Origin of the sequence: Chryseobacterium sp. UNC8MFCol, from assembly GCF_000482305.1 — a bacterium.
Lineage (GTDB): Bacteria > Bacteroidota > Bacteroidia > Flavobacteriales > Weeksellaceae > Chryseobacterium > Chryseobacterium indologenes.
In genome coordinates this window covers 304,388-329,375 of the sequence record NZ_KI535291.1, presented here as the reverse complement: position 1 = coordinate 329,375, position 24,988 = coordinate 304,388, and the positions used below count along the sequence as shown (strand labels likewise).

Here is a 24,988-nt window from a genome sequence, read left to right as displayed (position 1 = left end):
TGATTCTAAAAATGATAGTCTTATTCTCGGTTTCAATCGGACTCATTTGAAATAGTAAATAGTTTCATTCTGGTATATCTAAATTGGAATAAAAATTAGAGCAGCAATTGCTAAAGCGCCAACAAAAACAGAATTCAATACTTTCCATTTCTTCATTTGCCTAATGCCTGCTTTCTCAAGGCTAATCTGTTCTTTCTTAGCTGAAATTCCATAGATACAATCTTTATCAAATCCCGTTATTTTTAGATTAAGTACTTTTGCATTAAAATCTTGAACTTCATAGCTTCTGCCAACTTCTATTGAACTTTCAATTAATGGTTTCCCAGGATTAGCTACTATGGTTTTGCAGGAGGTCAATGAAATACATAATAACAGAATTAAAAATATTTGGTAATTTTTCATCACTCTATTTTTTTAAGTTCAATTAAATTTGCAATGCATTAAAGTGCTTCCCAGTTTGCCACACCATTTACACTCTTTAGAACATACGTTCCTACAGGTGGTGGTTGAGGAATTAATTCAGTAGCAAAACCAAATGATCCATCAGATTTAGCCACCACTCTTTTCGTATATGAAGAATCGTTATCTGCATTTGGCATTTGTGAAGGAGTGACACTTAATTTTCCATTGATATTGAGCCATCTTTCAGAAAAATCCCCCGAAATCAACGCGAATTTGTAATCAGTATAATTATTTGTGATACTATCCCAGAAGTTGGTTGAACTTGTTGTAACGGGGGTTGAATGTATAGCTAATTTATTGCTGACGCTTCTATTTCCAGAAGCTGGACTACCTGCTCCAACACCAATAAATACATTGTTTGAACCTGTTCGGTTTCCTGTACCTGACAAATATCCTATCGATATATTATCATTTCCGGAAGTGATGTATGACATTGCTCCTGCTCCGATTCCAATATTTCTGTTTCCTGAAATTATTCCGTTTGCAATTCCATTTAGTGCTGATACACCTGCTCCATAGTTTAACTTACCGGTTATTTCTCCCTGAGACATTGCGTAAAAACTAGCAGAATTTCCTTTTCCTGAAGTGATCTTCGAATCTGTTGCAACGATGGAATTATACTCGCCTGTAATTTGACTTCGGGAATTTCCAAGTGTATAATTTTCCTTACTATCAAAATCAAGATGGAGATTACTTTTGACAACGAGTTCGACAGTTGAGGAGTTTCCTCTGAGAGCAACGTTATTTAGAGGGTCTTCCTGAATAAAAGGTATCCACGCACTACCATCAAAATAATATAAACCTGATTTTGTAATATGAATGACTTGGCCAACTAAATTTGTAGCAGGTAATGTGACAAAGACTATTGTTCCCTTTTTCGCAGTTGAATAAGTTTTTGTTGCCAGTTGCTCTCCCGTGATACGTGGTGGAATAATTCCATCATAATGATTAGTATCATTGGGTTTGCCTACAACTTCTAATGTTGCTTCTGGTGTTTGGGTATTGATTCCGACTTGAGCGTGAACCGCTATACCAAAAAAGGACAAAAAAAGATAAATAAGTGTTTTCATTTTATTATTGTTTTTATTTAAATTCATTTGGTTATAGAATCGCTTTCTTTCATCACTTGTATCAGAATTTCAATTTTGAAAATTCTATTTTAGATATGGCTTCCTCCAGTTAGAATAACTTTGCACTTCTCCATATGTATAAAATGAGGGTGACATTGAACTTAAAGTGCTTTGCGGAATTTGAAAACCATAATTTTCAAGCAAGGCTGGAAAATATTGTGTTGAATTTTCTCGATGCAGTAGGGCGATTTGATACGGAACAAACCCTAAATCACTGCATATATCTCCAATGTTTATGAAAGTATTTCCTGTGATTGGTTCACTATCTAATCTGTATAACTGAAAACGGATATTGACAATACCATTAATTTTTTTAAAAGATATATTTCCATTTAATCCTCCAAAATTTTTTGTTCCTACAGAGTAAGATTTCGATGAAGTCAAATATGCGTTTGTATTACCCCACTGATTTCTCGGAGTTGACCAAGTTGATGTTGCAGTAAGACCTGCAGTACTGGTTGGGTCGAATGTCAGTAAAATGAAATATTCGATTGGATCTTTATCTTGTAAAAGTAGCTGCCAAAAACTTCCATCAAAACAGTATAATCCTGTTTCAACAACAGACTTAACCTGACCGACTAAATTGGTCGCAGGAGATGTCACAAAAACGATAGCACCCTTTTTACCTGAAGTATATACCTTAGCAGATAACTGGTCGCCTGTAATACGAGGAGGAATTACGCCATCATAATGATTAGAATCACTTGGTTTTCCTACAACATCCAAAGTAGCTTCTGGTAATTTGGTATTGATTCCGACTTGCCCTCGCATAGTTATCACAGTAAATAGCAGAAAAAAATAAAAAGGTATTCTCATTTCGTTTTTTGGTTAACATTTCTTCTGCAAAGTTGGGACATCAAAACCTTGAAAACAATAGTGTTAATGGGAGCTGGGCTAAATAAGATGAATTTGGATGATTCTGGAATCTCTGGAGATTAAAAAAGAATAATCTGGATTAATCTGGAATCTTAAACCTAATTTCACAGAAAACAAAAAAACAAGTTCCGCAGTTTTTTACCCTTTTTGAAGAAAAGGCAAGAGAGTCTTTGTGTATCAAACTTGAAAAGTTTGTATATACAAAGACACATCTTGCTATCAGAACGCACGAGTTTTTTAGAGAAACAAAAAAACAATATAAATATTTGATTATAAATATTTTAAAAGACATTATTATGCAATCAAAAAAAATAATAAAATGAAGATATCTTATTACACACTTTTTTGTTCAGGTTTGGAGTGAAACTGTAAACTTTCTACTGAGGTCTTAACAAAACCTGTAAATTACTTTTACAGGATTGCGGTTCATATTTATGATTTTATTGCAGGTAAAATGCTAGGTTATAAGATTTTTTTGGCTGCAAATATTTTATGCAGGTTAAGGTAACAATGCCATATTAGAAGTTTTTAGTTGTGTACTAGTTAAACTCCGCTACAATACTCACTGTCAATTTGACACATTCCAAATTGGTACATTGCTTGTGATAATCTACTAATATTTAAACTATGCCATTAATTACTACAGCAGCCATTGCTGCATTGTACCCATTTTTAATTGAATTAGCTAAGAAAAGTGCTGAGAAAGTTGTTGATACATCAAGTGAAAAACTAACCGAAGGAAGCATTGATTGGTTAAAGTCTTTATTTTTCAAAAATAATGAACCAAAAAATGCACTTAAAGAATTAATTGATGCTCCTGAAGACAAAGAAAGACAAAATGTCATTAAAGCAATAATTGAGAATTCTATTGAAGATAATCCTGAAAATGACAAATTTCTAAAGGAAATTCTTAACAAAGTTCCAAAAACAGAAACTTCTATATACAAAAGTAAAAACGTAAATACTGGTGACGTAAATACCCAAGGTGGTAATTTTAGGATAGGCGACGATTATGGAGTATAAAAATGTAAACACTGGAAATATTGATGCTGAAAGCGTTGAGATTGGAGATAAAATTTATAATAATATTACTCAATTTATAGATGGATTAGGTCTTTTACTTACAGAGTATAAGCAACAGCTTGATGAAATCAACCACCTGATTCTGGCTTTCAAACCCAAAACAGCTCTTGTTTTACTTCAAGCTCTTGAAAAAAGAATAAATGACAGCCAGACTACAGTAGATAATAAAACAAAAAGCAAGTTATTATTCTTAAAAGCTCTTTGTAAAAGAGAATTGTCTGAGTTTACAAGTCAAGAATCTGCAAAAGATTTCATTCACGCTTATAATCTCAATAAAGAGGATGAAGTTTTAAAAACCAAAGCCTGCATAGAATATCTTCATATTCCAGATTCTCAAAAAGCTGTAATATTAGCAGACGAATTATTAAGTATTGATGAGTATAATCTTACAGCTTGGATAGTAAAGACAATAACGTCCAGTAATATCAAACAATTTTTAAAAACTGTTCCTAATGTAATAATCAACGATTACGGTTTTCGTCACAGTATAATTTATCACATTATAAGAGTCGAGAAACTTAATTATCTAGAAGATTTGAGACAATATAATCTTAAGCTAACTTTTGATTTCGAGAAGTACAAAGAAATTAATTTTCAGAACAAGGACTCATTTTTAGTTGCTATAGATCTTTTTGTAAATAGAACTTTCAATGACCATCCTATTCGATACATCAACGGAAAACATTTTTCTATTGAACGTTTTCCAGAATTGAATAGTGGTTTGAGCCTCATCGAGAAATATGTAGTTGGTCTAGAAAACTCAGAAATCGCAGATTCCACCAAAAATCAAAAATTTTATCTCCATTTTTTAAAATACTTAATATCCAATAGCCCTGAAGATATACAGATATTAGAAAGTTTATACAATGAAATAGAAAAACCTAAATGGTTTTTCACTAATGCAATATGCCAGATTTATAATCACCAAGAGCATTACCAAAAGGCATTGGATTCTTTAAATCTATATGAAAAATCAGGAGAAGAACTACATTCTGAATTTTACCTTTTCAAATCAATCGTTCTTTATCTTCTTGAAAAGAATGATGATATTGATGAATTGTATAAAAATTATTTGGAATCGACAGATATTCTTGATGAACGACATTTGTTCAACATTATCAGTGCATTTTTCAATGTTCAAAGGCAAATCGGAAATAAGCACAAATATGTTGAATATCTAGATTTAGCCCTGCAAAAAAACTTTTATCCAAACGAGATTAAGACTTTATTAAAAACAATTGTAGATTTAAGATATATTGAGAAATATGATGAAAAAGAAGTTTATAAATCCCTGAATAGCATAAAAGATAGTGTGGAGTTAAATATTAACTGTAAAAATCTTATTGCTGAGGATTTAGATTTTATAGGGAAAACCAACGAAGCAATACAATATCTGGATTCATATTTAGACAAATCAAAAGTTTCTGGCACCCTACGACTTTACATATTATTACTTGATAAACAACTCTCTGATAAAAATGATTCAGAACAGTTTCGTTACAAAGAATTACTAACTCTTTTAGAGTTTTGGAGGTTAAACAGCAGTTTTGTAGATGAACACCTTTGTAAAATCGAGTATAATCTTTATCTAACAATTAATGACTTTCCAAAGCTAAAAACAATCAGTGAATTTCTATATATTAAATTTCCAAGTAACGAACGATATTTGTATTCTTATTTAGTTTCGCTTGAGAGATCTAGTGATTTTGATAAAATCAAAGATATTTCTGACAGTATGTCTGAGATCTTTAATGATGAAGAGGTAGGAGTTTTTATTTCTGGAATCTTGGGAAGAAATGACATTAATCCAAAAAAGGGATTCGATATACTTTACAACCTGGCAAAAAATCCTAGTAATACAATGGCCAGAAAAAACTATATGGTGGGATCTACTCTATATGATTCATTTTTTGAAAGATATGACGAGATTTGTTTTGGATACTATGTGGTGTATACAATTGGTGATCAAAAATTTCGCGAACAGATTTCTCCAGGTAATGAATTTCATAAGAATTTAATTGGGAAAAAAATTGGAGATCAAGTGTCTATACCTTCCCCAATGACCAATAGAATTAATTCTGTAGTGATTATTGAGATATTCAATGATGCTGTAAACTTATTCCGAGAAATCAATGAAGAGGCACATAATCCGCTAAACAATCTGGGATTTGAATCTTTTCAGACACCTACAAATCCTAAGGATTTTGAGAAAATGCTTATTGAGCAATTTGGCATTAGTGGTTCCCAAGAAAATGAACGAATTAGAGAATCACTAAACAATTATTACAGCTGGAAAATTGGATATACGGAAGTTGTAAGAGCTGTATTCAAAGATAATTTTATAGATGCCTATCTACATCTAACAACTGACTCTGGTAGTAAGTTCACTACACTTCCCAATAGATTAGTCAGGTCAATCACAGATAGTCCTGACATTCTATTCGCATTGGATTTTAGTTCTTTGATGCTTTTTTATTTCTTGGAAAAAGAACTTGATTTCAAATTCATTCATAAGTTTAAAATATCTTATTACATAAAGGAACATATTGAAAATAAAATTTTAGAATTAAAAGGTTCTCACAAAACGTTTATGTATGTTCAGATAACTATGGATGGTGTCAGACCAAGCCCAGTTCCTGAAGATTACAATGAAAAAAGAACTACCTTTTTTCAATCGATTTTAGATTGGGTAAATGAAAATTGTGAAATCGATTATGTTGAAGAAAAGCTAAATGTTCTTCCTAAATTAAAACAAAATGAATCTGATTTCACAGGTAATTTTTCAAATTTAATGGTAGACAATATGTATTTTTCATCTAATGATAAGTACAGATTGATAAGCAGTGACAGTTCTTTAATAAGAATAAAATCTGAACAAAACCTATATTATAATTATATAAATCCAGAAAAATATTTGCTCAGTTATTATCCCGAAAAATGTAACAGTGAGTTTTACAGATTTCTTCTGAAGTCAAAATATTTGGGAATAGGAATAGGACTTGACACCTTAAAAAACGAATTCTATGACTTTATAGCAGGTAGAGAGAACTATTACCCTTTAGTATTAGAGAATCTACAGTTTACAATACACGGTGATGAATCAGTCATTAATACTTGTATTAAATTTCTAAAGCATCTATATTTAATCAATTCATTATCTATGAATGATAAAAACAGATATGCTTCTGAGATATTTAGAAATACATTCTACGGTATTCCATCAAATTTAATTCTTAAATATAAGTCCCAGCTCGCAACCGAGTTTAAGTTGTTAGGAACCAGTTATGATGAAATATTAAAAGAATTTGATTTAGCGGTCAAATTATATTACAATAAATCTTAGAAATTCTTTCAAAAAGATTGCAACCTTTTTTCGAAAGCATCTAAAGTCTTTGCACGGAAATGTTTTTGAAATGGGGTTGCTTCAGACGTCTCAAAAATGCGTTTCCGACCACAGGGAGCAATTGCATTTTTGACAACTTTTTACAAAAAAAAGAGCCAATTGGAATTTATCCCAATTGGCTTTATTATAACTAATTACATTTTAGTCTGCAATAATCGTTGAAGATTTTTAGATTTTCTGAAATTAATCAACTTTTTAAACTCCGGAGTTTTTGAAAATTTTTGAAGTGCCGCAATAGTATCTATGTCTTTGTCGGAAATACTTGAGATTTTAATGCAGACAGTTCCTATATCTCCAAAACAATTTCCTAAACCAAAAAGAAGAGAATAGTAAGTTTCTTTGGAAATAGGACGTTTAAAATGTGGTAAATTAGTTATACCTTCCTCATCTTCATTCATAAATCGTAAGTCCTCATTAAACATCTCTTGCGAAAAGAATAGACCATAATCTATCCCATTGTAAGTTTCATACTTTAGATTATATTGTTCTTTGAGAAGTTCATTTACCTCTATCGCTTTTTCTGGTTTTTTCAAATATATTATCGAGTAAGTTCCCATTTTAAATATTTTTAATTTAAAAAAATACGATTGCCTGTACATCGTGAGGTTCTTTTTGATTAATGTTCACTGGTAGGAGTAAAACATTATCTTCTTTCCAGATTGTAAACTCATTAAAGAAGAAATCAGAAAACTCAATATCTTGTGTAGCCAGAACATTATCATTTCCGTCAGTCGCAGAAAGGTTGAATCTATTCGCTTCAATTCTTTCGATTTTCCAGACTTGGAATTCTTCTTTTTGAAATTTTTCTGAATATTGGTAGGATGCAATGCAGTCAAGAAACCAAAAGCAAGATTCTTCCCGAGCTATAGTTATGACACCATCTGTTAATAACAATTTTCCTATGTAGGAGTAATAAGATTCTGTTCCCATAAAACTGTCATAAAAATCATTGGCTGAAATGTTTGGATTTTTCATAATTGAAATTTTAAAAATGTTTGTATTTTGTTTTATTTTTCGGAAAAGTCACAGATTGCTGTGTTTTAATTTTTTCTGATTATGGAGTTGTTTTTCATTGCTTTTTGACGATAGAAATCCAGTTTCAGCCAAAACCGGAATGGAAAAATGAAATGAAGGCTTCGAAATCTTTTTGCCCGAAGGATTTTAGGAGTGTCTGGAAAAATTATTGAAGCGATGTGGAAAGAATTTTTTAGAAACCCAAAAAGATTTTTTGAGCAGAAAAGGATTTATACTTTTGCAAACTGAAAACAACCTATGTAGTCAGAAAAAAAGCATAAGAATTAGAACCCTTTTTCGATTGTAAAACAAGAAATAAAAATCAATAATTGTATATTTGAATATCCAACAAACACATTATTAAAGAGGGTTTATGAAAAAACTAATTATATTATCACTACTTTTAATCGGAATATCAGGATTTAGCCAAACGAACTGTGAAGCTCTAAAAAAAGAAAACGAAGCTTTGCAATCAACCAATAAAGTTTTGACTTCTGAAAACGATTATCTAAAAAAAGTGCTTGAAATCAATAAGCCAATTCTTGAAACAGAAACAGAAAATTCTTCTTATAGAATCACAAAAGTTACAGGTAATAAAGCTGGGAAAAACATTGAAATAAGTTTCCTTATTATGTCCAAGGATGAGAATAAAAAAATGACAATCGAAGATATTAGTATTGTGGATATCGAAGGTAATGAACACAAAATTGACTTGTATAAATCCAGCAAACCATTTCCTGAATTGGCCAAAAATGTTCCTTTCAGACTAAATTTTTCATTTAAAGATATACAAGGTGAGCCATTGTTTATCAAAATATTTAAATTCAAAACGACCTCACAGCCTGAAAGAAATACATTTGAGAAAACGAAATCAAACTTAGAATTTAAAGATTTAAAAGTTGTTTGGAACTAAGATGACTGAACAAGATTTTTTGAATCTACTTGATTTTAATAATTCAAAAAAATAAAATACTCCGCATCCTTTTTTCAAAAATATCTAAAGCCAAAACAAGGCAATTTTTTTGAAATAGGGTTGCTCCTTATTTTGCAAAAATGCGTTTCCGACCTCAGGAAGGAATTGCATTTTTGCCGCCCGACTTTCATCGGACAGCAAAATCTACAATTTAATCGCTTGAGAATGGAAGTTCTTTAGATTAAGAAAAAAACCTCTGTTCTCAGTTAATCCATCACAGAACAAATTCCACAAAAGCGAACATCCCATTTGAGCCAAAGTTGAATTGATAAACAAATCTTGTCTTGCTAAAGCTTCTGCCAGACTGCAACTTGGCGTATCGTCCTCAGTCTCGGATTGTTTTAGAAGTTCTCCGAATTCCTCAGTAATAAATGGAAGATTACTTCTTGTTTCATATTTATCGGATTTTGGTTGTGCTAAGCTTCCAACAGTAGATAACAAGACTTGCCCCGTATGTTTACCATTCCCAAAATCAATCCAATATTTAGGTTGATTGCTGAAACTTTTATAATCATCTCTCTCTTTTAAAATTTCTGCAACACCAAACCTTGCCTGTACATTATCTACGCAGGTCATTGTAATCGTTGCTTTAGCATCTTCTGAAAATCTGCCGAAGCTATCTTTTTCAAACTTTTGTGTTTCGGCTTTCCAATTGGTTCCTGCCCATCGATTGATGCGGTTGATTAACGCAACGGATTTATACAATCCTCTTTCACATTCTGCAAACCGTTGTCTGCCTATATTGGCATTTGTGACAATATCATCATCCCAAAGACGAACCTGTAATCCTGCGTGTCCTAATTCAATAAGACTGTGGTTCATTTCCATTAAAGCTGTTAAAACTTTAGAACCTGTCCCTCCTCCTCCAATTAGGTTTAATGAAATTGGGTTGGTCGGACTAAGCAAAGAATTGTCTGCAAAATGAACCATTATTTTTGTTGCAATCATCGTAATAAATTTTTGAGGGTTTTATTGTTTTTCTTTAACATTTTGACAGGAAAAGCTTCATTTGATTCAAGCAATTTTTTCCAAAGGTTGACTAAGTTCCCATCAATAGGATTATGATTACCTACCAAATGGCTGAAATAAGAATTGAAAAAGTAGTTCTCCCATTGTTCTATAAATTCTTCGACCGAAGCTGAGTTTTTAATTTTTATATCTACAGTTCCCATACAAACATCACCGTCATTATAGACGTTGAAAAATGGAGCATAATGCAATGGTGTTTTTTCTGTTGGTCTTTTATCGTTTGATAATGCAAAAACAGAAAGAGTTTCTTTATCCGCAATCCATAGCATTGCAGGAACTTTTGCTTTTCCGCTGGGTATTTCCAGATTTTTCACAAAATACATTTGTCGTTCTTGTGCTTTGGTGTACCAAATCACTGAACCTTTTTGGCTTGGGTTAATATGCAAAATGTTATTGGCTAAGATTCCTTTAGATTTTAAAAAGGCTTTCTCGATTTCTTCATCAATGACTAATGATTTTGCTAACGCTTTTGCTTCATTAACAGTTAACGGATGTGCATTGACTGGATTTCCATTTCTGTCCATATCAAAATGTTCAACGTACATTTCATTTTTATCTAAAGATTCGTAAAAAACCAATGCAGATTTTGGTTCGTACAGTATTCCGAAATATTTGTTGGTGTCAATTACATTATTCATTCTAATTTTTTACAGGTTAATACTTGATGTAATTTTTCCATTAAAGCGAATAAACGATATTCAAAATCAAAATCCGCTTTTGGAATTTCTGTTCCATTAATAGGTAAGTAAATAGTTGGCTCTTCAATGCTTCCGTATTCATTGAACTCCGCATTAATGCTATCTTCAATATTATTGTACAAACAGCCTTTGGTGTTAGCTACAAATGAAATGTACATATCCATTGATATAGCTTTATTGGAATAATCGTCATCGTGCGGGTTTTCTTCAGATGATGGTTTATTTCTGAAAATTGTTGTATTTGGATATTCTGAATAAAGAGCAAAAGCTTCGGAAGCAACTTTGTGGCAAATGATGTCAAATTCATTTTGGATTTTAAAACACTTCAAACGCTGTTCAAAAAAATCCAAATTTTTAATATTAAAAATTTTTCGTTCTATTTTGTCTCCTATATTCTTTGACATTTCAAACTCTCTGCAATAATGATGTGAATCCTCTCCTGCTTCATCCTCCTCCATCCATCCTTCGTGCATTTCGTATATCCAATACAGATAACTAGCTTGTTGTCTATAATATGGAACGTTGGCAATATGATAAAGGTAACTAAAAACCGAAAGTAAAAGTTGAGCATTCTTTTTACACATTTTGTCGTGAAGCATTTTAAAAAGTGGTACAACGGGAATAAAATAAAGTGATGTATTAGTGCAGAACTGTTCTTCTTTTGCAAAATGAAACTTTTTGTTAGTTCGTATGAGTTTGAATTGATTCCAATCCGCATTAGCCTGTTTCATTTTCGTTTTTATATCCCACATTGCCAAAGCCAAATTATATGGAAAACCAAAGTCTTTTGTTTGCATTGGCTCTACTCCATACTGTTTGGAAAATTTAGAAAGGGACTTATAAAAGTCCCTTTCTGTGTTAAGTATTTTCTTGCTACCTTGAAAATGTGAAACTTCTTCTTGTTTTGGTAGAAACTTACATTTCAGAAAACCATTGGAAGCATTGCTATTGGTACAGACTTCTGTTTGTCTTTCCGAATTTCGTTCAAGGTCTTTGGTTTTTGAAGCCAATGAGCGAACCTGCCCAATTGTTGATGTAACTCTTCTTGTTGTCTTTCTTCCGGTAACTTGATTTTTCCCGATATGATTTTTTGTTGCATTCATTTTTATTTTGTTGTTGGTTGCTGAAAAATGAGGACTGGATTTAAAGTTATTTGCTCTTAACAAGTCGCAATATTTATCTATCCCTTAGTCCCCATTACACTTTCAAATTTGTACTGTATAGTATCATCTTTAATCTGCGGTGCTGAAACTTTTGCAGTGGTTAATATTGGGTAAGTATTAGCGTAAAAATTCATCACAGCTTCTACACTCCATTTAGGTTCGGGGTCTGTAAGTTTTATTTCGTGTCCATTGTGTTTCAAAACAAAAACTCGTTCTAATAGTGTTGCAAGTAACATTTTTAAGATTTTTAAGGTTAGGTAGTTTCAGTTGGTACATTGTTGTCATTGCTTTCAGTAAAAAGATTGGGGGCAAGAAATTTGGAGTACTCGTCTTGTTTACCGCGGATAACTTCGGCGAAGTCGGGATAATCTGATGCTTTTGGAAGTGCTGTCCAAGCATCTTTATATTTTCCCTCTTTTTCAAGTTCTTCGGCTTTTTGCAATGCTTCTTTATACTTTTTTTCTTTGGTATCTTTTTCCTTTTTTTCCTTGTCCGTCTTTTCCTTTTCCATTGCCGATTTCTTTTTAACTTCTTCAAGTTGCTTCATAAAAGCTTCCATATCCACCATCAATCCAGAAGCGGTTTGCAATGGTGTCGTTATTTGTTCAAAAAAACCGTTATCGAGTTCCTCTGCTGTACCACGAAGATTGAGAGGTGGAATCAATTTCCTTGCTTCGTCTCCACACTGCTCATTACTGAGCAGTATGGAAAGAACAAAGCAATTTTCAGTCGTTGGACGAAGTGTGATTTGCAAATCTCCTGTTAAGTCCATTTTTGCTATATGTCTGAAAAAATTGGTCTGCATAATTCTTATGATGTGAAATTTTGAATCTATAAATTATTTTGTGAATTCCTCCAATGAAAATTCTTCTGTAAAAAATTCTTCGCTTGTGTGTTTTCCGAATGCGTTGTAGATGGCATTTCCGCTCTTAAAAACTTGCATTTGACGGTTGTGCAAATCGTGTTCGGGTTGTAAAAGTTGTTTCAAATCATCTTTTTCCAATTCGACGAAAAATTGATTTTTTTCTGAAAGCCATTCTTCAATTTGAGGGTAGTTTTCTTTAGAGAATTTGAAAAACTCAACTTTGACATCTTCATAGTTGAGCCATTTCAAATCAGAATCATTTTTCACAATTTTCACAACTTCCAATCTTTTCTTTTGGATTTTTTTCCATTCTTCGGTGATATGTATAATTGCAAAATCACAGTCGTCCCATTCGCTCTTTGCTTTTATTAAAAAATATTCGGTTGGTTTGATTGATTTTTTCATTTTCTAATTTTTCTTGTTAATTGGTTTCGTAGATATAAGTTCCACTTACTTTAAGAGGTTCTGCCCCTTGTGTTAATCGGATTTCTGATTTAAAGATCTTGGAAATCTTTCTTGCATATCGTACTGCTGTAGTTCTGTCACATTCGGTGAGATAATAAACTTCTATGTCTTCCCATCCTCGTTTGTCTTTTTTCTGCTTTATCTGAAAATTAAATTGTGCTTCCATAAATTTCACTAATTAGAATGGTAGATCGTCGTCTGTATCTTCCGCAAATGTTTTTTTGTCTTGCGCTTTTTCTGTCACAAAGTTTTGTACATCTTCTCGTTTTCCTCCTCCGTGAAACTTTATATTTGAAGTATGGAAGTTTAATCCAGACCTTATCTCTCCATCCTTACCTATCCACGCATTTGAACTCGTTCTGCCTGATAGTTCAACCAAAGTTCCCTTAGTTAAAGATTTTGCGACATTAGGACTTTGCCAATATGCGCAATTATAATAAGTGGTCTGCTCCACCTTTTCTCCTTGTCTATTTTTGTAGCTGTCATTGATGGCTATTGAAAAATTCACAACTTGCTTGTCGTTTTTTAAGATGTTGATTTCTGCGTTTTTGGTAACTCTACCGATAATTGTGTTCATAATGTTTCGATTTATTTTGTTAATGATTTCGTTGATAATTATTTATTTTATTAATGATTAAAATCTTGAGTGATTTGATTTGGTATCGAGGACACTCGGCTCTCTTTTTTATATTTAAGTTTTGAAAAACAGTATATTTTGTTGTTTTTCTATTTGTTTTTTCGTTGATGTCAAAGAGCGTCTTGAGTTGAATTGATTAGTATAACTGAGGTTCCGGCTTTTTCTTTGCCTATGATTATAGGAAAGCATCAGGCACACAAAACCCGATTCACTTCCCGTAATGGATTACAGTGGTGAATCGGGCTTGAAATCTTTTTGTCCGAAGGATTTAGGAGTGTCTGGAAAAATTATTGGAATGAAGTGGAAAGAATTTTTGTAGAAACCCAAAAAGATTTTTTTGAGTGAATGATGCTATCCTACATTTGCAATAGTAAAAAGCACAAACCACAGTTATGAATTGGTTCAATGAAGTTTTTGTCAACGAAAAACAAAGGAAAATCCATTAGAAAAAAATCGTTTTTCACATTCTGACTTTTGTAAAATGAAATTCAAATAGTTTGATGATTTATCATTCTATAAAAAATTTGCAAATAGGCTTAAAAGTGCTTATAAAAAGGAATAAAAATTTATATTTGCGGTCTTATTAAATATATAAACATACATTATGAAAGAACTTATCGAAAAAATCAACGCAGAATTTGAGGCGTTCACTACAGAAGCAAACCAACAAGTTGAAAAAGGAAACAAAGCAGCTGGAACTAGAGCAAGAAAATCTGCTTTGGAACTAAGTAAATTATTTAAAGACTTTAGAAAAATCTCTGTTGAAGAATCTAAGAAATAATAATTGATAAAAAATAAATCCCAGCTTTTCAGTTGGGATTTGTTTTTGAATACCAAAATAAAAATCTATGCTCAAAAATAAATCCCAACATCTATTTGTTATTACCGGCGGACCTGGAGCTGGAAAGACAACTTTACTAAATGCACTTGAAATTAAGGGAAAACGTGTCATTCCTGAAGATGCCCGCCAAATTATTAAACAACAGATGCAGATTAATGGTGAAGGACTGCCGTGGAAGAATAAAATTTTATATGCGGAGTTGATGTTTGAGGCTTCTTTAAAAACTTATCAAAAAGTAACAAGCGAAGTTTTGGATAAAACAGTTTTCTTTGATAGAGGAATTTTGGGTGCAATCTGTTATATGGAAATGGAGAATATTCCTGTATCCGATGAGATAGTGGCTGTTGTACGCTCAAATCCATATAATCAAAAAGTATTTATCCTGCCACCTTGGTTAGACATCTACGAAACAGATAATGAAAGAAAACAAACTTGGAAAGAGGCAGTATATACTTTTGATTTAATGAAACAGACTTATACAAAATTTGGTTATAAAGTTATTGAAGTTCCTAAGGAAAATATCGACAAAAGATGCGAATTCATTTTCAGTAATATTTGAAATAATTTTATTTCTCCATCATTTTTTCTCGTAATATTTAAATAAAAAACACCCTCTAAATGTTGCAGTACCACTCGTTCAAATCATTATACGACTCATAAATCACGGAACAGTCTTCTACATTTTTGTATCGTTTTTCAATTTTAGACTTGACAGATTTTCCATTGGAGTCATTATCTAAAAACAGTGAGATTTTATTATACTTCTTCAATTCGTTTTCAACTTTAAAAAGCATTGATGTAGAATTGAGAATCAGATAATCTGAGCTTTGTTCTTTTTCCATATTTCTGTAAGTAAGGTAATCGAAAAAGCCTTCAAAGATTGCAATTTCATCAAAGTTATTATTTTGAGTTTTTATTAATGTAACATCTTTCTTACTCAAACAGATTTTAGAATATTTGTTTCGTATTTCGAAACCACCAGAGTCATTTAAAAAGCCTATTCCAAAATACTTTTTTCCATTCATTTTGTAATGAATCTCTCTGACCAAATCCTTTTGCTCATAAACTCTTCGTGATGTTAAATACTGAACTAATGCAAAGTGCCTAATTTCACTCGTTTTTAAGATTTCGTATTCCAATTCTTGATTAGAATCAACTTTCTGAATATCATTCTGGACAGAAAAGCCAAACCTTGCCAAGTATTTCAAAGCATCAGAAACAGAACATTGATTAATTTGCTGCACAATTGAAATCACATCATAGCTTTTGCCAGTCCCGAAATCAAATGCTCTATTTTTCACAAAATCAACAGATAAACTGGGTGTCCTCTCCTCTCTGTCAATTGCAAAGTAAAAAGCCGTTCTTCGGTTTTCTTTGGACGGAAATAAGTTGAACGATTCCAGAACAGTTCTGATTCCTATTTTTTGTTTAATTTCTTCGCAATTCATTTTTTTTCTTTTTAAAGCAAATTTTTCATCTTCATTTTCCTTTTAGATAAAAAAAAACTTTTATCTACTTTTAATATACTTTTAGTAAATCGCCATATCGTATTACCACAAAGGATTTCCATTATTTTTCGAATGAGTGCAATTCCGAATTTAAAATAAGTGCAATTCCGAAACTGAAATGAGCACAAATCCGAAAAAAACCAGATTTTGGAATGAGTGCAATTCCGAAATGCCTTTTTTAATTGTTTATAGATTCTCTCAATTATTCGCGATTTTAATGATAACCAATAATTTTAACTCTATTAGAAAAAATGAAATGAGCGCAATTCCGAAAACAATGACTGAAGCTATCATTTTTTAAGATTTCTTTAACTCCAGCTACCGCAATTCCGAAATCCGAATGAGCGCAATTCCGAATTCACAATATTATCGGGTAACCATTTGGAATTAATTTTCCGGTTCTACTCTCCTGATATATTTGTATAACCAGCTTCTGAATTTCTTGTAAAAAAGCTATCCCTTGAAATATGACAGACTGTATTTTTTTCAATCTGCAGATTTTGATGAATCTTTTAAAAGCTTTTTCTATCAATATTCGGGTCTGGGGAATATTTCTGTATTGATGAAAGAATTGTTTCATTTCATTTTCCTGTAAGCCAAATCTTTTCCGGAAATAGCTTAACCTTTTAGTGATTTCAGGTGTTTTTTGTAAGTCTTCGGACATCAAAACATCTGAAGTAATTTTAGCTTTGTAAGGAAATATAAAGATAGAATCCCCTTTGTATTGGTAGTTGAAAGATAAACTATTGTGTATATCCAAGCTAATTCTTGCAAGCTTTAGAAACTTAAAACAGAAATCATTGGCTGTTTTATAGTTAAGTCCAAATTTTTTGTTCAAAGTCGATAACTTTAGAACTGTTCCACTTTCAGGTATTTTTGAAAGCCAGATGGCGAAAATAATATGTTTGTTGTTTCTTACGTTGTAGACCAAATTATATAAAATGTAGTTGTATTCAGGAATGACCAACAGTTTCTTAAGCCAATAACTGCTGACTAAAAATGTAGTATAACCACGTTTGTCATAACTGGGTGTAGAAATCAATCCACCGAAAGTTTTAATTTCTTTTCCTTTTGAGTTCAAAGATTTATACCAACCCATTTTGAATCGTGCAAGAAACTCATATGCATCAACGACTTGTTGTGTTGAACCACTTGGTGAAATTTTACTGTTTCTGATTCTAATGGACGCAAAAATATTGTTGTCCGTCTCAAACTCTTCATCAAAAAGCGATAATTGTTTAGGTCGGTCTTGCGGACGAAATTGTTCATTACTGATTATAGAAATAATATTGAAAATAACACGCAAAGCATTAATTGGAATATCTGCAGCCTCGTTGTCATCGAAAATAAAGTCATCTACAAAACGATTTCCTATTCTTATTCTTTCCTGACTGAATTCATTCTTAACTTCAAATTTGTTACGGATTAATCGAAAATCCTTATCTGGATTAGCCATTCTATTGTTTAAGATATTGTAAGATTTAATCTAATTATATTTCAAATTGCTTGGAAGGACTAAATCAATTTAATTTTTTCACTTTTAAGCGTTTTCGAGCCATCAGCTAAGCTGTAATATTTAAAAATATTAACTCCTTCTGCTTTAAAAACTCTTTTGTCAGCCTTACCCAAATTGAGAATTCGTACTTTTTGGATGCCTTTATATTCTGCAAGCATACCATTAATAATAACCTTTTGTCCAAGTTTTAAATCGGATATTGTAATTTCTTTTTTACCCATTACTTTTTGAAATTTGATTTAATGATTTTTAATTCTGAGTTAGGGGCGCTTTATATTTGGAATATCTTTTAATGAAATTGGATTATCTTCACTTGAATTATTCATATAGGGCAGTGTACTTTTTAGTGTTGCTTTCCAATTACTGATTGGACGATTAAATGCATTTTTCCATCCTTTATCAACCCAGATTTTATATTTTTTTTCAATGGAAAAATCCATTGGCGAATCATAGCTTTGCAACGTCTTTGCATAACTGATAAATTCTTCCCAAGAAGGGATGATGGTACTTTCATTGGCTAAGTTGTCAATGATTTGAGGGATTTCTAGAATTGCTCTTTTTTGTAAGTTTTCCGTATCAGAATCTTTTTTTATACCTTCTTTTTCCGGTTTAATCTCAAAAGAATAATCTAAAAGTAAACGATAGTAGCAAGGAAGCCCATTGCTGGTCTGAAATTGTATTAGTCCTCTATTTTTGAGCTTATCTTTTGACGCTTTTATGGTAACTCTCGTCAGACCCAACTCTCTTGCTAATTCCACATCAGAGATTTTAAAATCATAGCGGTCTTTTTCATAACCAATTTTAAGCAAGTACAAATACAAAGCAATCTCAGTAGGACTTATTTTGACAATCTTATTAAAATCCCAAAATCGTTGTATTAATTCAAGGTAATACATATTACTTCTGGGCGAAAAGCTCCAAAGCTTTCTCAATGTCAATAATGATTATATTACCCTTTTGGATAATGGCTTCATCCAATATTCCAGATGATTTTATTTCAGAAGCTTTTGAAATGGAACATCCCAGAATTTTTGCCAATCCCTTTAATCCATATTCGTATTTTTGTTGAAATATGAAGTCTTTTGAAATTTCTAAAAACTCTCCAACAGTTAATTTCCACATTGGAGTTTTAAGATTTATTTCTTTCATAGGTTCTGGTTTTGATTGCTGTTTTTCATTTTCGAAATCCAATTTCTTGCAGCTGATTTCCAGCATTTCATTGGTTTATCATTTGTCAAACTCCAATCCTTAGATTGATACAATGAATAAAATTGACACGCTTCTTCAGATACTATATCCCGCTCATTGAAATACATTTCAATCTCATATAGCGCTGGTACAGAAAAATTAAATATTTCCTCTTGCAAGGCTTTTTCTTCCAAGCTTAATTCATTTTTGTTCTTATCTACACTTTCAAAATCAATAATTTCAATCGAGCTTCCTTCGTAAGAATTATAGCTCGGCGAATAATTAATAAATCCTGCATTATGTATCTCCCTAATACATTTATGGTAGGTTGCAAAAGATTTAATTTTACTTAGCTTCATTAACTCTTCGCGACAAACACGAAAGGGATTTTGAAATTTGGTTGAACTCCACAATTGGAAAATTGAAACATATAAGCTGAGATGTGAAGGATACATCCGGCTATCCTGAATAAAAGAGCCTAAGAAACTGATGATATTTTTAGATTTCTCCATAATTATTACTACCAATTAATGTTTGAAATCTTTCAGTAGTTTCTCAATATCCTTGTAATTGTAGTATAATGTCCCTCCTACCTTACTGTAAGATAGTGTTCCATTAATTCTTAAGTTCTGTAATGTGCCTGAAGAAATATTAAGCATCTTCTTGACCTCAGAGGTGCGAAGCCACAACTTTTGTTCTGTAGTATTACCTTGTAATAGTTCTTTGATAGCTTCCAGCAATTCAACTTTAAACTGCTGAAGGTCTTCTTTGGTGATAATGGATATTGCCATAGTTTTAAAATTGTTTTATTTGACAAAATTTCAAAATCACGCAAAATATCTTTCGGTAGTTTCTCGGTACTACCGAAAGATTTTTTTTATATAAAAAAGTTGTTCAAACTTTCCAAGCAATAGGTGTATAACATATAACTTCCGTAATTAAGCGGATATTTTCCCAAAAATATTTACAAATTCTCTGATTATTTGTGTTAGGGTATTTTTCGGTAGTTTGTCGTACTACCGAAAAATTACTTAGATATCTAAATCATCCAGATACTGATTAAGATTTTGTCGGAGTAAATTCAGAAATTTTGACCGATCATTTTTTCTTAGTCTTATTTCACCTAAAGTTTTATGATAGTTACCTAAACTAATATCAAATGATTTCTCTGCCCATCTAAAAATTTCCGATAGTTCGGTGTGACCCGAATTAAAACAATTACTTAGATGTAAGGCAAATAGTAATTCAGTTAGACTCACTTTCGATGCAGACCATACTAGTGGTGATAAAATTTTATTGCTGCGGTTTTCACTTAAATTTGCTATTGACTCTTTCAAATATTCATCAAATAGCTGATTGGCAATAAATCTTGCTACTAGATGATCGTGAGATGTTGTAAAACTTGTATCGAAATTGTAAAAGCCAAAAGATAGCTTCATTTTTAAATCATAAGAATTCCTCACAAATATCTTGTGATCCAAATAGGTGGCATCACGACGATAATAACTGTAAAATTCGGATTGTTCAGTATAAAAATTTTTTAACTTTTCTTGCTCAGCTTCATAATATTCTTTAATAATTTTAATGCCTGCATTAGGCTTATGAGATTCAATATCAAGGATTGTTGAATGATAAATAAATTTTGAAATAAACTGCGGTTTTATTTTCTTGAAAAAATGTATTTCTTGAGCAATTGTATCAAAATGATGGGATGAAATCATTCCTTTAACTTTTCGCACAGCGTTATCAATGAGAATCAAAGATTTTTCAGCGAGTTTGACAACATCATTATCTTCTTTATAAACTTTATTAATCTCTGATTCTAACTCATCATGTAATTGAGTAATTTCTCTAAAAATAGTATTTGTTACCATGTCCTTTTTCTAGAAATTTACAAAAAAACGTTTACTGGAGCCATTTTCAACTTAAACCGAGCTCTTGTTTTCGCTTTTTTATGTAATCCGCTGGACGAATCCCATTAATCTCGAAGAAAAGCTTTGAAAAGTTTTGTCTAGCCACAATACCGCACTCCTCTGCTAAAGCCTCTATTGTAAAATTTAAGTATTTATTATTACTGTTTAATAAAGTTGTAATATAATTAATCCGTAATCCAGCAATATACTTATTAAAATTTACACCTTTATTCTCATTAATATAAGCCGATAAATATCGTGAATTAGTATTGAGTTTAGCGGCTAAGCTATTTTGAGTTAAACGCTTGGTAAATTGGAGTTCCTTCTCAAACTTGTCCAACTTTATTCTAATTTCATGGGACAATTCAGGAGTGAGTAAACTCTTTTTTAACAAATTATCATCTGCTTCATCTACTTTTTTGTCCAAAAGCACATTGTTACCTTCAGCAATTCTCTTTTGAAGTAAATCATACTGCTTTTTTATTTTTTGGTCTTTTATATATTTGTAGGAAAGAATTGTAAATGCAAGTGATCCCGTTACAATAAGAATATTTGCAAACAACATATTATTTCGTCCAGTTGTCTCAATATTTTCTTTTTCTTGTATTAGAGTATTTCGGTCGTAATCCTTATGCAACTTATTTGATAAATAAGGATAATCTTTTGTAACCAAACTGTCAGCTTTTAAAAGCTGATTTGTGTAATAAAGCTGCTTATTAAGATCCTTATCCTTATAATAGCTAATTAGATAATTGTAACCCCTGTAAATCTCAGGAAATATAAATTGTTGTTTTTCGAATATTGAATCGATTGCGCCATAATATTTTATAGCATTGGGTAACTGGTTTCTTACTTCTGATATCTTTCCAAGATAATAATAAATTACCGAGGTCCATGCAAAATCATTTCTTTGCAACAATATCGGAAGTGCCTGCTCTAAATCTAATTTTGCTCCCGAATAATCCTTTTTATGAAATTTTGAAATTCCCCTACACTTAAGAAAGTAACTATTTTCAATAAGAAAATCACCATCATTTCTTGTCAGATGATATCCGAGATCGATTAAACTGTCGCTTTTCAAAAAATTTTTCAGATATCGGTTTACTATTGTCATCTGATGCAGTGAGTTATAATAAGCTTTTTTATAGTTGAAAAGTATATTCTCGTGCATTTTACTGTTCATTTTGGTGCTGTAGAACTCTGCGCAATTTGAAAAATGTTCTAAAGCCTCGTCATAATAACCTAAATGTTCTTTAACTATTCCAAGATGATATAAAACTTTATAATAATGGTACTCATCTTTTGAATCCTTTGAATATTTATATGCCATTAAATATTCATTCAAAGCCAGTTTATATTTTTTTTGATAGAAGTAATAAATGATTCCTTTGCTTAAGTAATCTTTGCTAATATCATCGTTGTTTTTATATTTAATACTTGCCGCCAACGCGCTGTCGGCATATTTCATTTTGTTAGCAAAATCAAATTGCCTACCGTCCCTATATCCTTGGATGAGTTTTGGCAAGTTATTCTGTCTCTTAGATTTTTGAATATAGTCCTTAACGTATGGCATTGCGCGAATGTCGTCAATGGTCATTTTTTGATAATTTTTTCTGATTTCCCAGAAGGTTCTCTCTTTTTTTTGCTGTGAAAATATGTGTTGAGAAAATGCAAAAATGAAGACGAGAAAGTAATTTAACTTTTTCATATGCTATTATTAGAGCCTCACCATTCCAAAATTACGCAATTTGCCTATAAACACTATCTATTTTAGCAGTTTACAAGCATTTTAAACGCAAAACGTACATAAGTCTGATTAATAATACATTATCATTAAAAATCACATGGTACTATTCTAAAATAGTGACGTCACTATTTTAAAATAGTACCGTAATGTAGTTTTTTTCTAGGCACTTGCCAGATAACTTTGGCTTCAGAATTCTACATAATCCGACGTCGGGATAATCAACAAAAATTTATAAAATGAAAAAGTTTATCCCATTTTTGAGCATAATGATTGGATCAGTTTTATCTCAAAGCTGTGTCCAGAGAGATGAAGATATCATCTCAACTAATAATGAAAAATTTGAAATAAAAACTAATCTACAGATGAGATATGATTCTGCAAAAACAGTACAACAAATAATAGATCCTGATCCCCCAGTAAGAGATGGAGATAATTGGAGAATAAAGCCAAGCAATTAATCAATTTACAACCTATGATTCCTCATACCTATATATCAATTGCAACAGGCTTACCATGTCCGGCGAGTGGCATTTGGGAAAGTATGGGGAATTTTAAAACAACCATTGCCCTTTTTAAAGGCGAGCTTATGCCGGATTATTGCGGTCATAAAGTTCGATGGAAACTTTTGACTGAACAGTAATCAAAAAAACTATATATCATGAAAAATTTTCAAATTTATTGTATTACTGCTGTTTCGTATTTTTTTGCCATCCTTTTTATTTATGCAAGTGTGAGTAAAGTACTGGATTTTGAAAACTTTCAGTCACAGATTGCCCAGTCTCCTCTGCTTAGCGTCTATGCTGGAAGCATATCCTATTTTACAATAGTTATAGAATTTATAGCGGTGTTTTTTCTAATGATTCCTGCAAAAAGAATTTTAGGCTTATACTTTTCGCTTGGACTGATGTCTGCTTTTACGATGTATATTTACCTAATTCTCGAGTATAGTGAGTTTGTTCCGTGCTCCTGTGGTGGAATTTTGGAAAATATGGGATGGAAATCCCATTTAATCTTTAATGGGATATGTGTAATTATTGCAGGTTTTGCCATTGTACTGGCTGAAAGACACCAAGGTCAGAAGGCAATTAAGTTTATTTCAAGACCTGTAGTGGTAATCTTCATCAGCTCACTGTCTGTTAGCCTTTTATATCTTCAGTCTGAAAAACAAATAAGAAAAAATAATAATTTCACAAGAAGATACATACCGCATGCAGTAGAAGAAGAAACTCATCTCAATATTGATTATAATTCTTTTTATTTTATGGGAGATGATTCTCATAATCTTTACCTCGGCAACACAACCGCACCTTTAAATATTACTGTTGTAAAAAAAGATCTGAGCGGTTTCTCAAAGTATCGAATACCTTTAGAAACTAAATCATATCAATTTAAAAGTCTGAAAATAGCATGGAAAGCTCCCTTTTATTATATCTATGACGGCACTGTTCCAGTGATTTTTAAGGGAACGATTTCAAATAATGACCCGTTACATAAAGTGACTGAAAATGAGATGTTTTTTGATCAGTTAAATGTTCTTTCGGAAGAAAACTATTTATTTAGATCACAAAGCTCAAAATTCAAAAATTTCGTATTGGGTTATTATCAAAACAACATTGTTAAATTGGAATATGATCTTCTGGGAACTGATGAAGCAGGATATATTGACAATGATGGTCTTTTACTTTCTGACCTGCAGACAAAAATGTCAGTGTATTTATATTACTACAAAAATGAGTTTGTTGCTTTTGATCATGCAAAAAGTAGAAATAGTAACAGATTAAAAATGATTGGTTTTCAAAAAGAGCAGAAAACCGAAACCGTAAAACTTCCTGACGGTTCAACGAAAATTAAGAATCCCCTTCAGCAAAGTGTAAAAAATGCTTTTGTCACCAATAATTTATTGTTTGTCAATTCAAATTCCAAAGCTGTCCATGATGGAACCATGCAGTGGAATAAGTCGAGCATTATTGACCTTTATAAGATTAATCAGCAATATTATTCCGGGAGCTTTCTGGTACCCAATCGCCATGGTGAGAAAGTAAAGGACATGTTTATCGCTGGTGAGTACTTATATATCCTCATTGGAAATGAAATTGTCAAATATCATTTTGCGCAACCGATACTTGAGCAATTTCACAGGTAAAGCCGAAAACCTGTTTTAATCGTAGGCACATCTTAATACAATTATTATGAGAAATCTTAAAACAATCATGATTCCCGTAGCCATCTTAGTGTTTGGTGTCGGAAGTGCTTTTGCTACAAACAAAGCAAAAACAGAGAAGAAAGCAAGTATTTTTGCTTATCATTTTGACCCAGCTGCTCCAGCTGAGAAATGTATTCCATTTGGAGAAATTGACTGTGATGTCATTGGTGGTACAGTTTGCACCGAATTGGTCAACGGTTCACCAAAAGTAATGCAGTCATATCTCAGCGATACGGAATGCGGACAGACATTATATAGAAATTAAAAAGTGAAG

The 24,988-nt window shown here is 31.8% G+C and carries 31 protein-coding genes; 9 read left to right on the top strand and 22 right to left on the bottom strand.

Features of this window, described 5'->3' with window-relative positions; translation table 11 throughout:
- Nucleotides 1-78: 78 nt before the first annotated feature.
- The 3 genes from M030_RS0119315 to M030_RS0119305 all read right to left on the bottom strand — a co-directional run bounded on the left by M030_RS0119315 (nucleotide 79) and on the right by M030_RS0119305 (nucleotide 2,408).
- Entirely contained in the window at nucleotides 79-402 is a 324-nt protein-coding gene (locus M030_RS0119315) for a bacteriophage spanin2 family protein (RefSeq protein ID WP_002981146.1), read from the bottom strand.
- A 38-nt stretch (nucleotides 403-440) separates the two neighbouring features.
- On the bottom strand, nucleotides 441-1,532 hold the full coding sequence (locus tag M030_RS0119310; protein WP_228370546.1) for a hypothetical protein: 1,092 nt from the start codon (nucleotides 1,530-1,532) through the stop codon (nucleotides 441-443).
- Between the two features lie 84 nt (nucleotides 1,533-1,616).
- A complete protein-coding gene (locus M030_RS0119305; protein ID WP_002981148.1) occupies nucleotides 1,617-2,408 on the bottom strand; it encodes a hypothetical protein in 792 nt (263 codons plus the stop codon).
- A 687-nt stretch (nucleotides 2,409-3,095) separates the two neighbouring features.
- Here M030_RS0119305 and M030_RS0119300 point away from each other — a divergent pair.
- Nucleotides 3,096-3,491 (top strand): hypothetical protein, encoded by a 396-nt coding sequence (locus tag M030_RS0119300; RefSeq protein ID WP_002981150.1) that lies wholly within the window; start codon nucleotides 3,096-3,098, stop codon nucleotides 3,489-3,491.
- On the top strand, nucleotides 3,481-6,894 hold the full coding sequence (locus M030_RS0119295) for a hypothetical protein (RefSeq protein ID WP_002981151.1): 3,414 nt from the start codon (nucleotides 3,481-3,483) through the stop codon (nucleotides 6,892-6,894). The genes M030_RS0119300 and M030_RS0119295 overlap by 11 nt, the downstream gene beginning before the upstream one ends.
- 194 nt (nucleotides 6,895-7,088) lie before the next feature.
- Here the strand turns inward: M030_RS0119295 and M030_RS0119290 are convergent, their stop codons facing one another.
- Complete coding sequence (locus M030_RS0119290) at nucleotides 7,089-7,511, bottom strand: hypothetical protein (RefSeq protein WP_027374947.1); 423 nt, start codon at nucleotides 7,509-7,511, stop codon at nucleotides 7,089-7,091.
- 16 nt (nucleotides 7,512-7,527) lie between these two features.
- Nucleotides 7,528-7,929 carry a DUF6876 family protein gene (locus M030_RS0119285; protein ID WP_002981153.1) on the bottom strand — a complete coding sequence of 134 codons (402 nt, stop codon included), beginning with the start codon at nucleotides 7,927-7,929 and terminating at the stop codon, nucleotides 7,528-7,530.
- Between the two features lie 412 nt (nucleotides 7,930-8,341).
- On the opposite strand from M030_RS0119285, the gene M030_RS0119275 reads away from it, so the two are divergent.
- Nucleotides 8,342-8,881 (top strand): hypothetical protein, encoded by a 540-nt coding sequence (locus M030_RS0119275; protein ID WP_002981155.1) that lies wholly within the window; start codon nucleotides 8,342-8,344, stop codon nucleotides 8,879-8,881.
- A 204-nt stretch (nucleotides 8,882-9,085) separates the two neighbouring features.
- Here the strand turns inward: M030_RS0119275 and M030_RS0119265 are convergent, their stop codons facing one another.
- From M030_RS0119265 to M030_RS0119230, 8 genes are all read right to left on the bottom strand, one after another.
- Nucleotides 9,086-9,889 carry a PRTRC system ThiF family protein gene (locus M030_RS0119265; RefSeq protein ID WP_002981156.1) on the bottom strand — a complete coding sequence of 268 codons (804 nt, stop codon included), beginning with the start codon at nucleotides 9,887-9,889 and terminating at the stop codon, nucleotides 9,086-9,088.
- On the bottom strand, nucleotides 9,886-10,608 hold the full coding sequence (locus M030_RS0119260) for a PRTRC system protein B (protein ID WP_027374946.1): 723 nt from the start codon (nucleotides 10,606-10,608) through the stop codon (nucleotides 9,886-9,888). The genes M030_RS0119265 and M030_RS0119260 overlap by 4 nt, the downstream gene beginning before the upstream one ends.
- Nucleotides 10,605-11,771, bottom strand: a complete 1,167-nt coding sequence (locus M030_RS0119255; protein WP_002981158.1) for a hypothetical protein — start codon at nucleotides 11,769-11,771, stop codon at nucleotides 10,605-10,607. The genes M030_RS0119260 and M030_RS0119255 overlap by 4 nt, the downstream gene beginning before the upstream one ends.
- A gap of 77 nt (nucleotides 11,772-11,848) precedes the next feature.
- Nucleotides 11,849-12,067: a PRTRC system protein C gene (locus tag M030_RS0119250; RefSeq protein WP_002981159.1), complete on the bottom strand. Its 219-nt coding sequence runs from the start codon at nucleotides 12,065-12,067 to the stop codon at nucleotides 11,849-11,851.
- 17 nt (nucleotides 12,068-12,084) lie between these two features.
- A complete protein-coding gene (locus M030_RS0119245; protein ID WP_002981160.1) occupies nucleotides 12,085-12,636 on the bottom strand; it encodes a PRTRC system protein E in 552 nt (183 codons plus the stop codon).
- 33 nt (nucleotides 12,637-12,669) lie between these two features.
- Nucleotides 12,670-13,101, bottom strand: a complete 432-nt coding sequence (locus tag M030_RS0119240) for a hypothetical protein (RefSeq protein WP_002981161.1) — start codon at nucleotides 13,099-13,101, stop codon at nucleotides 12,670-12,672.
- A 16-nt stretch (nucleotides 13,102-13,117) separates the two neighbouring features.
- Complete coding sequence (locus M030_RS0119235; RefSeq protein WP_002981162.1) at nucleotides 13,118-13,327, bottom strand: hypothetical protein; 210 nt, start codon at nucleotides 13,325-13,327, stop codon at nucleotides 13,118-13,120.
- Between the two features lie 12 nt (nucleotides 13,328-13,339).
- Nucleotides 13,340-13,738, bottom strand: a complete 399-nt coding sequence (locus tag M030_RS0119230) for a single-stranded DNA-binding protein (protein ID WP_002981163.1) — start codon at nucleotides 13,736-13,738, stop codon at nucleotides 13,340-13,342.
- Nucleotides 13,739-14,402: 664 nt separating this feature from the next.
- Between M030_RS0119230 and M030_RS0119225 the strand changes: the two genes are divergently transcribed.
- Entirely contained in the window at nucleotides 14,403-14,579 is a 177-nt protein-coding gene (locus tag M030_RS0119225) for a histone H1 (RefSeq protein ID WP_002981164.1), read from the top strand.
- A 67-nt stretch (nucleotides 14,580-14,646) separates the two neighbouring features.
- Complete coding sequence (locus M030_RS0119220) at nucleotides 14,647-15,198, top strand: AAA family ATPase (protein WP_002981165.1); 552 nt, start codon at nucleotides 14,647-14,649, stop codon at nucleotides 15,196-15,198.
- A gap of 55 nt (nucleotides 15,199-15,253) precedes the next feature.
- Here M030_RS0119220 and M030_RS0119215 read toward each other — a convergent pair whose 3' ends face one another.
- The 9 genes from M030_RS0119215 to M030_RS0119170 all read right to left on the bottom strand — a co-directional run bounded on the left by M030_RS0119215 (nucleotide 15,254) and on the right by M030_RS0119170 (nucleotide 22,472).
- Complete coding sequence (locus tag M030_RS0119215; RefSeq protein WP_002981166.1) at nucleotides 15,254-16,087, bottom strand: toprim domain-containing protein; 834 nt, start codon at nucleotides 16,085-16,087, stop codon at nucleotides 15,254-15,256.
- Between the two features lie 418 nt (nucleotides 16,088-16,505).
- Entirely contained in the window at nucleotides 16,506-17,603 is a 1,098-nt protein-coding gene (locus M030_RS0119205; protein ID WP_002981167.1) for a hypothetical protein, read from the bottom strand.
- A gap of 59 nt (nucleotides 17,604-17,662) precedes the next feature.
- Nucleotides 17,663-17,884: a hypothetical protein gene (locus M030_RS0119200; protein WP_002981168.1), complete on the bottom strand. Its 222-nt coding sequence runs from the start codon at nucleotides 17,882-17,884 to the stop codon at nucleotides 17,663-17,665.
- Nucleotides 17,885-17,923: 39 nt separating this feature from the next.
- Nucleotides 17,924-18,559, bottom strand: a complete 636-nt coding sequence (locus M030_RS0119195) for a helix-turn-helix domain-containing protein (protein WP_002981169.1) — start codon at nucleotides 18,557-18,559, stop codon at nucleotides 17,924-17,926.
- A gap of 1 nt (nucleotide 18,560) precedes the next feature.
- Nucleotides 18,561-18,812 (bottom strand): DUF3853 family protein, encoded by a 252-nt coding sequence (locus M030_RS0119190; RefSeq protein WP_002981170.1) that lies wholly within the window; start codon nucleotides 18,810-18,812, stop codon nucleotides 18,561-18,563.
- Nucleotides 18,809-19,363, bottom strand: coding sequence for a hypothetical protein (locus tag M030_RS25070; RefSeq protein ID WP_002981171.1), 555 nt, complete (start codon nucleotides 19,361-19,363; stop codon nucleotides 18,809-18,811). The genes M030_RS0119190 and M030_RS25070 overlap by 4 nt, the downstream gene beginning before the upstream one ends.
- Nucleotides 19,364-19,378: 15 nt before the next feature.
- On the bottom strand, nucleotides 19,379-19,642 hold the full coding sequence (locus M030_RS0119180) for a helix-turn-helix domain-containing protein (RefSeq protein WP_002981172.1): 264 nt from the start codon (nucleotides 19,640-19,642) through the stop codon (nucleotides 19,379-19,381).
- A gap of 240 nt (nucleotides 19,643-19,882) precedes the next feature.
- The gene (locus tag M030_RS0119175) at nucleotides 19,883-20,725 is read right to left on the bottom strand and encodes an RteC domain-containing protein (protein ID WP_002981173.1); all 843 of its coding nucleotides are present in this window, start codon (nucleotides 20,723-20,725) and stop codon (nucleotides 19,883-19,885) included.
- 46 nt (nucleotides 20,726-20,771) lie between these two features.
- Nucleotides 20,772-22,472, bottom strand: coding sequence for a helix-turn-helix domain-containing protein (locus M030_RS0119170; RefSeq protein ID WP_002981174.1), 1,701 nt, complete (start codon nucleotides 22,470-22,472; stop codon nucleotides 20,772-20,774).
- A 275-nt stretch (nucleotides 22,473-22,747) separates the two neighbouring features.
- Between M030_RS0119170 and M030_RS0119165 the strand changes: the two genes are divergently transcribed.
- From M030_RS0119165 to M030_RS0119150, 4 genes are read left to right on the top strand one after another with little or no spacing between them, the layout of a single operon-like run.
- A complete protein-coding gene (locus tag M030_RS0119165) occupies nucleotides 22,748-22,969 on the top strand; it encodes a hypothetical protein (protein ID WP_002981175.1) in 222 nt (73 codons plus the stop codon).
- Nucleotides 22,970-22,983: 14 nt separating this feature from the next.
- The gene (locus tag M030_RS25795) at nucleotides 22,984-23,151 is read left to right on the top strand and encodes a hypothetical protein (protein WP_002981176.1); all 168 of its coding nucleotides are present in this window, start codon (nucleotides 22,984-22,986) and stop codon (nucleotides 23,149-23,151) included.
- A gap of 18 nt (nucleotides 23,152-23,169) precedes the next feature.
- Nucleotides 23,170-24,654: a MauE/DoxX family redox-associated membrane protein gene (locus M030_RS0119155; RefSeq protein WP_002981177.1), complete on the top strand. Its 1,485-nt coding sequence runs from the start codon at nucleotides 23,170-23,172 to the stop codon at nucleotides 24,652-24,654.
- Between the two features lie 46 nt (nucleotides 24,655-24,700).
- Nucleotides 24,701-24,979 carry a DUF6520 family protein gene (locus M030_RS0119150; protein WP_002981178.1) on the top strand — a complete coding sequence of 93 codons (279 nt, stop codon included), beginning with the start codon at nucleotides 24,701-24,703 and terminating at the stop codon, nucleotides 24,977-24,979.
- Nucleotides 24,980-24,988: the final 9 nt, after the last annotated feature.

What these genes read in the sequence shown, in the direction of transcription:
- M030_RS0119315 (WP_002981146.1), bottom strand. Translation starts at nt 402, where the DNA reads ATGAAAAATTACCAAATATTTTTAATTCTGTTATTATGTATTTCATTG.
- M030_RS0119310 (WP_228370546.1), bottom strand. Translation starts at nt 1,532, where the DNA reads ATGAAAACACTTATTTATCTTTTTTTGTCCTTTTTTGGTATAGCGGTT.
- M030_RS0119305 (WP_002981148.1), bottom strand. Translation starts at nt 2,408, where the DNA reads ATGAGAATACCTTTTTATTTTTTTCTGCTATTTACTGTGATAACTATG.
- M030_RS0119300 (WP_002981150.1), top strand. Translation starts at nt 3,096, where the DNA reads ATGCCATTAATTACTACAGCAGCCATTGCTGCATTGTACCCATTTTTA.
- M030_RS0119295 (WP_002981151.1), top strand. Translation starts at nt 3,481, where the DNA reads ATGGAGTATAAAAATGTAAACACTGGAAATATTGATGCTGAAAGCGTT.
- M030_RS0119290 (WP_027374947.1), bottom strand. Translation starts at nt 7,511, where the DNA reads ATGGGAACTTACTCGATAATATATTTGAAAAAACCAGAAAAAGCGATA.
- M030_RS0119285 (WP_002981153.1), bottom strand. Translation starts at nt 7,929, where the DNA reads ATGAAAAATCCAAACATTTCAGCCAATGATTTTTATGACAGTTTTATG.
- M030_RS0119275 (WP_002981155.1), top strand. Translation starts at nt 8,342, where the DNA reads ATGAAAAAACTAATTATATTATCACTACTTTTAATCGGAATATCAGGA.
- M030_RS0119265 (WP_002981156.1), bottom strand. Translation starts at nt 9,889, where the DNA reads ATGATTGCAACAAAAATAATGGTTCATTTTGCAGACAATTCTTTGCTT.
- M030_RS0119260 (WP_027374946.1), bottom strand. Translation starts at nt 10,608, where the DNA reads ATGAATAATGTAATTGACACCAACAAATATTTCGGAATACTGTACGAA.
- M030_RS0119255 (WP_002981158.1), bottom strand. Translation starts at nt 11,771, where the DNA reads ATGAATGCAACAAAAAATCATATCGGGAAAAATCAAGTTACCGGAAGA.
- M030_RS0119250 (WP_002981159.1), bottom strand. Translation starts at nt 12,067, where the DNA reads ATGTTACTTGCAACACTATTAGAACGAGTTTTTGTTTTGAAACACAAT.
- M030_RS0119245 (WP_002981160.1), bottom strand. Translation starts at nt 12,636, where the DNA reads ATGCAGACCAATTTTTTCAGACATATAGCAAAAATGGACTTAACAGGA.
- M030_RS0119240 (WP_002981161.1), bottom strand. Translation starts at nt 13,101, where the DNA reads ATGAAAAAATCAATCAAACCAACCGAATATTTTTTAATAAAAGCAAAG.
- M030_RS0119235 (WP_002981162.1), bottom strand. Translation starts at nt 13,327, where the DNA reads ATGGAAGCACAATTTAATTTTCAGATAAAGCAGAAAAAAGACAAACGA.
- M030_RS0119230 (WP_002981163.1), bottom strand. Translation starts at nt 13,738, where the DNA reads ATGAACACAATTATCGGTAGAGTTACCAAAAACGCAGAAATCAACATC.
- M030_RS0119225 (WP_002981164.1), top strand. Translation starts at nt 14,403, where the DNA reads ATGAAAGAACTTATCGAAAAAATCAACGCAGAATTTGAGGCGTTCACT.
- M030_RS0119220 (WP_002981165.1), top strand. Translation starts at nt 14,647, where the DNA reads ATGCTCAAAAATAAATCCCAACATCTATTTGTTATTACCGGCGGACCT.
- M030_RS0119215 (WP_002981166.1), bottom strand. Translation starts at nt 16,087, where the DNA reads ATGAATTGCGAAGAAATTAAACAAAAAATAGGAATCAGAACTGTTCTG.
- M030_RS0119205 (WP_002981167.1), bottom strand. Translation starts at nt 17,603, where the DNA reads ATGGCTAATCCAGATAAGGATTTTCGATTAATCCGTAACAAATTTGAA.
- M030_RS0119200 (WP_002981168.1), bottom strand. Translation starts at nt 17,884, where the DNA reads ATGGGTAAAAAAGAAATTACAATATCCGATTTAAAACTTGGACAAAAG.
- M030_RS0119195 (WP_002981169.1), bottom strand. Translation starts at nt 18,559, where the DNA reads ATGTATTACCTTGAATTAATACAACGATTTTGGGATTTTAATAAGATT.
- M030_RS0119190 (WP_002981170.1), bottom strand. Translation starts at nt 18,812, where the DNA reads ATGAAAGAAATAAATCTTAAAACTCCAATGTGGAAATTAACTGTTGGA.
- M030_RS25070 (WP_002981171.1), bottom strand. Translation starts at nt 19,363, where the DNA reads ATGGAGAAATCTAAAAATATCATCAGTTTCTTAGGCTCTTTTATTCAG.
- M030_RS0119180 (WP_002981172.1), bottom strand. Translation starts at nt 19,642, where the DNA reads ATGGCAATATCCATTATCACCAAAGAAGACCTTCAGCAGTTTAAAGTT.
- M030_RS0119175 (WP_002981173.1), bottom strand. Translation starts at nt 20,725, where the DNA reads ATGGTAACAAATACTATTTTTAGAGAAATTACTCAATTACATGATGAG.
- M030_RS0119170 (WP_002981174.1), bottom strand. Translation starts at nt 22,472, where the DNA reads ATGAAAAAGTTAAATTACTTTCTCGTCTTCATTTTTGCATTTTCTCAA.
- M030_RS0119165 (WP_002981175.1), top strand. Translation starts at nt 22,748, where the DNA reads ATGAAAAAGTTTATCCCATTTTTGAGCATAATGATTGGATCAGTTTTA.
- M030_RS25795 (WP_002981176.1), top strand. Translation starts at nt 22,984, where the DNA reads ATGATTCCTCATACCTATATATCAATTGCAACAGGCTTACCATGTCCG.
- M030_RS0119155 (WP_002981177.1), top strand. Translation starts at nt 23,170, where the DNA reads ATGAAAAATTTTCAAATTTATTGTATTACTGCTGTTTCGTATTTTTTT.
- M030_RS0119150 (WP_002981178.1), top strand. Translation starts at nt 24,701, where the DNA reads ATGAGAAATCTTAAAACAATCATGATTCCCGTAGCCATCTTAGTGTTT.